The 7,894-nt window shown below is 53.2% G+C and carries 8 protein-coding genes; all 8 read left to right on the top strand.

Annotation, left to right across the window (positions count from 1 at the left end; genetic code table 11):
• The coding region (locus LBO03_03645) for a sigma 54-interacting transcriptional regulator (protein ID MDR3348688.1) at window positions 1-796 on the top strand (796 nt) is incomplete at its 5' end.
• Between the two features lie 297 nt (window positions 797-1,093).
• Entirely contained in the window at window positions 1,094-2,311 is a 1,218-nt protein-coding gene (locus tag LBO03_03640; GenBank protein ID MDR3348687.1) for an aconitase X catalytic domain-containing protein, read from the top strand.
• Between the two features lie 56 nt (window positions 2,312-2,367).
• Window positions 2,368-2,799 (top strand): DUF126 domain-containing protein, encoded by a 432-nt coding sequence (locus LBO03_03635; GenBank protein ID MDR3348686.1) that lies wholly within the window; start codon window positions 2,368-2,370, stop codon window positions 2,797-2,799.
• Window positions 2,800-2,841: 42 nt separating this feature from the next.
• Window positions 2,842-4,053: a CoA transferase gene (locus LBO03_03630; GenBank protein MDR3348685.1), complete on the top strand. Its 1,212-nt coding sequence runs from the start codon at window positions 2,842-2,844 to the stop codon at window positions 4,051-4,053.
• A gap of 33 nt (window positions 4,054-4,086) precedes the next feature.
• Complete coding sequence (locus tag LBO03_03625) at window positions 4,087-5,163, top strand: hypothetical protein (GenBank protein ID MDR3348684.1); 1,077 nt, start codon at window positions 4,087-4,089, stop codon at window positions 5,161-5,163.
• Between the two features lie 113 nt (window positions 5,164-5,276).
• Window positions 5,277-6,359, top strand: a complete 1,083-nt coding sequence (gene dctP / locus LBO03_03620; protein MDR3348683.1) for a TRAP transporter substrate-binding protein DctP — start codon at window positions 5,277-5,279, stop codon at window positions 6,357-6,359.
• A 74-nt stretch (window positions 6,360-6,433) separates the two neighbouring features.
• Complete coding sequence (locus LBO03_03615) at window positions 6,434-6,931, top strand: TRAP transporter small permease (GenBank protein ID MDR3348682.1); 498 nt, start codon at window positions 6,434-6,436, stop codon at window positions 6,929-6,931.
• A gap of 20 nt (window positions 6,932-6,951) precedes the next feature.
• Window positions 6,952-7,894: TRAP transporter large permease subunit (locus LBO03_03610; GenBank protein ID MDR3348681.1), on the top strand; the 943-nt coding region annotated here is incomplete at its 3' end.

The raw sequence follows: 7,894 nt of genomic DNA, 5'->3' as shown, positions 1-7,894 counted from the left end.
TTGTTCCACCCTGAACGCGTCGCTGATCGAAAGCGAACTGTTCGGTTATGTCGACGGTTCCTTTACTGGCGCGGCCAAAGGCGGCAAACTCGGACTTTTCGCGGTGGCGGACACAGGGACCATCCTGCTGGACGAGATCGCGGAATTGCCGCTGAACATGCAGGCCAAACTTTTGCGGGTGCTGCAGGAAAGGAAAATCCGCAGGGTAGGCGATTTTAATGAAGAGGACGTTAATATCCGGGTGATTGCCGCCACCAACAAAGATTTATATACCATTGCCAAACAGGGCGACTTTCGGGAAGATTTGTATTACCGGCTGTCGGCCATGACGCTGGAAATACCCGGCCTGCGCGAACGCCGGGAAGACCTGGCGCCGCTCGCGGAGTATTTTTTGGCGCTCTGGAGCAAAAAGCACGGGCGCTACATGGGCATACAGCCTTACGCCTATGAAATGATGGAAAGTTATAACTGGCCGGGAAACGTGCGGGAACTTAAAAATGTTTTGTGGTTTTCGGCTTACGCCTGCAAAGGCAATATGATTTCCGAATTGCATCTGCCGAAATTAATGGCCGAGGGCGAACTGTCCCGCAATGTGGAAAAAGATATTATCGCCATGACCAACAACGCGAAGAATTTGAAAACATTTTTGGGCGAAGCGGAAAAAAGATTGCTTAAAGCAATGCTTTTGCGTTATGGTACAACATTGGCGGCAAAAAAGACGATCGCGGCCAAGCTGCAAATCTCGCTGGCGACTTTTTATAACAAACTCAAGCAGATTGACTTTGACGGGCAATAATAAAAATTTTTTCCGGCAATGTCCGACAGCTTAAAAGCTATATTTTCCTCGCTCTCTATTTCAATATTCCAGAAAATAATAACACATATTATAATATTTTAGAAACAACAGGCATGTAAGTAATTCTGAATATTCCAAAATAATGAGAGCTGGCGGGCTCTCTTTTTTTTGCATCATTTTTTTTGCGGTTGGCATGAATCTTGCATATATTTATAGTGCGGAAAGGGCGAAAAGAGGGGTTGCATTGGTTGCTGTGTTTTCGTGGGCAGGCAAAAAAGTATGGCAAGGGGTGAAAAAATGGGGATTGAACTAACGCGGGTGGAAGAAGACATGTTGCTTGGCAAGAACGGCGAAGCGTGCAAAGTGGCCATGGGCGTCCTGCTCCGGTTGGGCAACGCGCTGGGGGCGCGGGAGTTTGTCCAAGTTTCTTCGGTGCAGTGCATGGCGCATTATGGTTCTTTGCATGACGCCGGCTTGGAATGGCTGGAGAAGCTGGGCGATATGGGGGGGAGGTGCTGCGTGCCGGCAACGCAGGATCCGGCGTCCATTCCTTTTGAAGATTGGCAGGAGATGGGTTTTGACAAAGTTTACGCTGACAAGCAGCAACGATTGGCCGCTGCGGTAAAAAAGCTGGGCGAGGTACTCACTTGGAGCTGCACGCCTTACGCGGTGGGGCAGGTCCCCCGGTTTGGGCAGAATATAGCCTGGGCGGAGTCGTCGGCAGTCTCTTACGCTAATTCGGTAATTGGCGCGCGCACTAACAGGACGCCGGCCGGAATGGCGATCTGCGTCGCCCTGACCGGCCGCGTGCCGAAGGAACGCATGTATCTTGAAGAGAACCGGGCGGCCACCGTCAAGGTCAATATCCGGGAGGCGGGCGATTTGACCGAGCTTGATTACAATACTATCGGCATCATGCTGGGCAAGTTTGCCGGCACGCGGATCGTCGCCTTTGACGGCATACCGGAAAGCGTGAGCAACGACGGCCTCAAGTATCTTGGCGCCGCCGCCGCCAGCAGCGGCGGGGTCGCGCTGTATCATGTGCTTGGCGTGACGCCGGAAGCTTTTCGGGAAGACCCGTTCAGGGGCAAAAAGCCGGCGGAGGAAGTTACCTGGACGCGCCGCGACATTCAAGCCGCCCAAGATGCCCTGACGACCAAAAATCCCGGCGAAGTGGAACTGGTAGTGGCGGGGTGTCCGCATTACAGCATAAGCGAATTGATTAAGCTGGCTGACCTGGCAAAGGGCAAAAAGATCAAGAAAGGGAAAGAGTTTTGGGTCTATACTCCGTTTGAAACCAGAAACCTGGCGGAACGGATGGGGCTTATAGACGTTTTTCGGGAATCCGGCGTGCGGATACTGGCTTCAAATTGTTTGGTCATCAGCCCTTTTCCCCGCGGATACAAGACATTGATGACCGATTCGGCCAAATTTGCCAGTTATTTGCCGTCTGAGCACAACGTGGAACTGGTATACGGTTCAATGGCCGATTGCGTAAACACGGTCATGGAGTGAGGCCGTTTTTCGGCCAAAATCGCGGCATTTTTGCGGCTAAAGAAGGGAGGCGTAAAATGGAAAAAATTATTTTGAAAGGGCGTCCGGTGGTCGGCGGCCTGACCGAAGGCGAAGCCCTGGTCAGCCGGGACGCGTTGGTATGGTCGCACGGGGTGTATCCGCCGACCGGCAGGATAAACGACGTGCGGGTAAAGTTAAACGGCGCTTGCGTCAAGGACGTGGTATTGGTCTATCCTTTCGGCAAAGGTTCCACCAGCACATCTACTTGGATGCTGGAGACTTTCCGCTATGGCAACGGGCCGAAAGCCATCTTGAACGTGGAAACCGAGGGGCTTATCGCCATCGGCTCTATTTTGGCCGATACTCTGTACGGCATAAAATGCCCGATTGTGGACCGGCTGGAGAAAAACCCGTTAGAGGTCATTGCCAGCGGCGATATGGTACGGGTGGACGGCGATGCCGGGATTGTCGAAATAACAAAAAAATGAAAGTTAAAACTGTTTTACGGCATATTTGCCAGGGGGGGCGCAATGGGGCGGGATAATGCGGAAAAAGGGGCTTTATCGGGAGTCAGGATACTTGATCTGACCAGAGTGCTGGCAGGTCCGTTTTGCACAATGCTGCTTGCCGATATGGGCGCCGAGGTAATAAAGATAGAAGAACCGGGCAAAGGCGACGATACGCGCGCCTATCCGCCCTTTATCAATAATTTCAGCGCCTATTTCGGCAATATGAACAGGAACAAAAAAAGCATAACGCTTGATTTGAAAAAGCCGGAAGCGGTAACGCTCTTTAAAGAAATGACGAAAAAGTCGGATGTAGTGGTGGAAAATTACAAACCCGGCACCATGAAAAAGCTGGGCATCGGTTATGAGGCATTAAAGGAAATCAATCCGGGGCTAATCTTCGCGTCCATATCCGGGTTCGGGCAATACGGGCCGTACAACGCCCGGCCGGGGTATGACATCATCGGCCAGGCGATGGGCGGCTTGATGAGCGTCTCCGGCTGGCCGGACTCGCCGCCTACCCGCACCGGCACGGCTATGGGCGATATTTTAGGCGGGCTCAATTGCTGCATCGGCATACTGGCCGCGCTGCGAAGCCGGGAAGTTACCGGGCGCGGACAGAGCGTTGACGTGGCGTTGGTCGATTCGGTGGTCAGCGCGATGGAAACAATTATTCAGATATATTTTGTGGAAGGGCGCGTCCCCGGGCGGATCGGCAATCGGTACGAATTTATCGCCCCTTATGATACTTTTAAGGCCAAAGACGGCTGGGTGGTCATAGCGGTGGGCAACAACGCGGTTTGGGAAAGGTTCTGCCAGGTCATCGGCCGGGAGGATTTAAAAGCGCATCCTGATTTCAGCGCCAATCCCGTCCGCGTGCAAAACCATGAAAAACTGGCGCAAATGGTAACTCTCTGGACAAAAGAGAGAAATGTTGACGACATCGTCGATGTATTGCTGAAAAACAGCATACCGGCCGCGCCGATAAACGACGTGCCGCGAATTGTCGGCGACCCGCATATCGCCGGGGCGCGGGAGATGTTCGTAGATATAAATACTCCGAACGGCGACAATATGAAGGCGGTGGCCTGCCCGATAAAATTTTCCGAGACTAAGGCGCGGGTGCTGACCCCCCCGCCTAAGCTGGGAGAACATTCGGATTTGATTTTGTCCGAACTTTTGGGCTTAGGCCGCGACGTCATTGCCGCGTTAAAGAGCAAGGGCGCGCTGGGCTGAAAGTTATTGATAATGAGGGGTGTATCGAAAAAAATGAAATTTACCATGGAATACCCGAAAAAAGTCATTCTGGGCGATATCACCGTGCGGGACGGGTTGCAGCACGAAGAGAAGTTTATTTCCACCGACGCCAAGGTTTACTATGCCGAACAGCTTATTTTGGCGGGGTACAAGCGAGTGGAGCTGACTAATCTGGGCAGTTCCCGTAACCTGCCGCAGTTTAAGGATGCGGTGGAACTGCTTTCACGCGTCCGGCAAAGCCGGACGCTGGCGAAGGCCGGCATAAAACAGGGCGATATTGAGATAACCGCCGTAACCATACGGGAAGGCGCGGTTGACAGGGCGATTGAACTGAAAAAACAAGGCATTGGACCTGACCGCATATTGATGATGGTATCTACCGACGAAGAACATCATTACGCCAATTCCGGCACTACTTTGGCGGAATATTGGCGGGAAGCGGAAAAGTGCATTAAAAAAGCGGCCGATGCCGGCATAAAAATGAACGGTACGGTCAGCACTATATGGGGCAGCCCGATTTCCGGGCCGACCAGAATGGAGGACGCGATAGCCTTTACCCGGCGTTGGCTGGATTTGGGGGCAAGCGATGTGGAGCACGCGGATCATGACGGTTCGTCCACGCCCGATCAGGTTTACCGTTATTTTTCCCTGTTGCTGGACGCCATCCCGCAGCCGGAAAAGCACTTGGCGCATTTTCACACAACGCGGGGCTGGGGGCTGGCCAATGTGCTGGCGGCGCTCAACGCGGGCATATACGTGTTTGAAAGCACTTTGGGCGGTTTGGGCGGGCAGCCGGCCAATTTCCTGGGCGATTGCCCTATCCCCGGCACCGGCAACTATTATTATAAAGATCCCAATACGGTAGGATTGGTTGCTACGGAAGACATGGTGCTGATGATGGATGAGATGGGAATAGAAACAGGCATTGACGTTGACAAGATTTTGCGGCTGGGCGGGCTTTTTGAAAGGACAATCGGGCGGCGGCTGCGCTCGAACGCCATACATCACGGGCGGATACCTAAAGCTTCGAACGATTCTTACAAAAAGCCCGGCCTGAAAGAGCGCAAGATAAAGCTGGGCGAGGCTTAAACAAGCTTTGCGCACGGGCGGCGGCGCAAGGCCCGCGTGATGCGCTGGGCGCCGCGTCATTAGGTTCTTCGGTCGGCATAGGGGCAAAATATAGTAAATTGGAGGGATTGTTTATGACAGCAAGAGGTATTATGGCGTTGCTGCTCGGGGCGGTGTTTTTGGTAAGCGGCTGCGGCGGCGGACAAAAAGGCGCCGCTCCGGCGAAAGAGGACGGCAAGGTGTATAAAGTGAAGGTTGCGGACGCTTTTCCCGCCACGCACTTTTTCACGGTCAACGGCCTTAACAAGTACATGAAAATGGTGGAAGAACGTTCCAACGGCCGGATTAAGTTTGAGCATTACCCCGGCGGGCAGCTCGGCAAACAGGTGGACATGATTGAATTGGTCAAAAACGGCGTGGCCGATATGGCGGTGGTGGGGCCGTCTTATGTGAGCGGCAAGGTGCCTTTGAGCAATGTTTTCGACTTGCCGGGCATTTATTCCAATTCCCGGGTGGGTGCCGAGGCCTTTTGGCACTTGAGCCAGGGCATACTTTATGACGAGGAGTTTAAAAAACACAAAATTCGCCCTGTCTACAACATGGCTTACAATCCGAACGACCTTTTTTACAATACGCCTTCCGGCAAGTTCATCATCAACCCGGCGGACGTAAAAGGCATGAGATTCAGGGTGCCGGGCGTTTCGGCGGAAATGGGCATGTCAAACATGGGCGGCGCGCCGGTCAGCAGAGAGCCGCAGGAGATGTATGAGGCTGTTTTGCGCGGGACGGTTGACGGCTGCGTATTAGCCTTTGAAGCTCTCGATCAATACAAAATGCAGGAAGTCATCAAACTTGCCACCAAAGGCGTCAACATGAACGGCTGGATCGCGACCTATTGCGTAAACGAGCGCTTTTTTGCTGCCCTGCCGCCGGATTTGCAAAAACTCATGCTTGACTGCGGTTTGGAAGCGACAATCAATCTTGGCGATTATGTAACCAAAGTGGGCGAAGAATATCAGGCGCAATACGAAAAGGGCGGCATGAAGGTCTACACGCTTAACGCCGCGGAGCAAAAAGCGTTCCGCGACGCCACCAACCCGGTTGTGCTGGACTGGGTAAAGACGCAGTCCGCCAAGGGGCTGCCGGCGCAGAAAGTGCTGGACGCGACGAGGGCCAAGGTAGCCGAAGTGGAAAAATCGCTTAAAAGCAAAAAATAGTTTTCCGGCGTAAGTTCCGGGGACGCTTTCCGCGTCCCCGGAATGGAAAAATAAATTGTGGGAGAAGCACTGTTATGCCACAGATTAAAAAAAAGAAAAACATTATCGACCTTCTGGAGACCGCCTGTCTGGCAACCGCCGGCGCCGCGCTCGTCATACTGATGCTTTTGACGGCGGCGGACACGATATTGCGTTATTTTTTCCGCGCCCCGCTTACCGGCGTGGTGGAAATCAGCGAAGAATACCTGATGGTGGCGATTATCTACCTGCCGCTGAGCTTTGTCTACACTCACGGCGGGCATATCAAGGTAGAGCTTTTGGAGCGCTTTTTCCCGGATAGCCTCAAGGCGAAATTTGTAATATTCAACAACGTGGTGGGGCTGATACTCTTTTTGCTCATTACTTACTGTTCGGTGCCGGTCGTCTATGACGCCTTAGTTTTTAAGGAACACAGCGCCGCCGCGCTGGCCTATCCCATGGCGCCCGCCTACATGATGGTAACCATTGGGGCGGCGCTGGTAAGCATAAGGACAATTCAAATACTCGGCGGTTGGCTGAAACTGGACCACTAAACACGGGAGAGTGATGACAAATGATTTTGATGCCTTTGGCTTTGATGCTCTTTTTGCTGATGATCGGCCTGCCTGTCGCTTTTTCCATGGGAATAACCGGCATTATCGGTATATGGATGATCGGCGGCTTAGACAGCGTTTTCGGCATTTTGGGCACTTCGCCCTTTAGGAGCGCGGCGCACTATACGCTTACCACCGTGCCGCTTTTTATCCTGATGGCCGGGTTTATAACCAATGCCAACATAACTAGGGACGTTTTCCAGATTGCGTATAAATGGTTCGGGCACTTGCCGGGCGGGGTCGCTATTGCCACCGTATTCGCCAACGCCGGTTTCGGCGCCATGTGCGGCTCCAGTACGGCTTCGGCGGCGGCCATGTCGTCGGTCGTCGTGCCGGAAATGCAGCGGCTCAAATATAAAGACGACATCATCGCCGGTTCGGTGGCGGTAGCCGGGACGCTGGCCGTGCTCATCCCGCCCAGCGTGCCCATGATCATCTACGGCACGGCGACCGAAACCTCCGTCGGCAAACTGTTGATCGCCGGAATTGTCCCCGGCATTATCGCTACGCTGATTATGGCTTTAAACATCGTAGTTTGGGTAAAATTAAAGCCCGGCATTTCCCCGCAAATACCGCCTTTTCCCTGGTCGGAGCGCTTTGGGAGCCTAATAACAATCTTCCCGATGATTATTTTGTTTGCGCTGGTCATCGGCTCAATTTATTCGGGGTTTGCCACGCCAACGGAAAGCGCCGCCATCGGCGCGCTCGGGGCGCTGATTATCAGCCTAGGCATGGGGAGGTTGTCCAAAGACGGCATCTTCAAGGCGATCGTTTCCACCCTCAGTTCAACCGGGACGATTTTCATCTTGATAATCTGCGCCACCGTCTTTGGCTATTATCTGACCATGAGCCAGATACCGCAGGGCGTAGTGCAGATGATTTCCAGCCTGGCAATCAACCGCT

It is taken from the genome of Acidaminococcales bacterium (genome assembly GCA_031290885.1).
Taxonomy (GTDB): Bacteria; Bacillota; Negativicutes; order Acidaminococcales; family JAISLQ01; genus JAISLQ01.
The sequence above is the reverse complement of the archived record's forward strand: the minus strand, read 5'-3'. Positions and strand labels throughout refer to the sequence as shown.

Excerpts from the sequence above, each read along its gene's own strand:
- LBO03_03640 (MDR3348687.1), top strand. The coding sequence starts at position 1,094 with ATGGGGATTGAACTAACGCGGGTGGAAGAAGACATGTTGCTTGGCAAG.
- LBO03_03635 (MDR3348686.1), top strand. The coding sequence starts at position 2,368 with ATGGAAAAAATTATTTTGAAAGGGCGTCCGGTGGTCGGCGGCCTGACC.
- LBO03_03630 (MDR3348685.1), top strand. The coding sequence starts at position 2,842 with ATGGGGCGGGATAATGCGGAAAAAGGGGCTTTATCGGGAGTCAGGATA.
- LBO03_03625 (MDR3348684.1), top strand. The coding sequence starts at position 4,087 with ATGAAATTTACCATGGAATACCCGAAAAAAGTCATTCTGGGCGATATC.
- dctP (MDR3348683.1), top strand. The coding sequence starts at position 5,277 with ATGACAGCAAGAGGTATTATGGCGTTGCTGCTCGGGGCGGTGTTTTTG.
- LBO03_03615 (MDR3348682.1), top strand. The coding sequence starts at position 6,434 with ATGCCACAGATTAAAAAAAAGAAAAACATTATCGACCTTCTGGAGACC.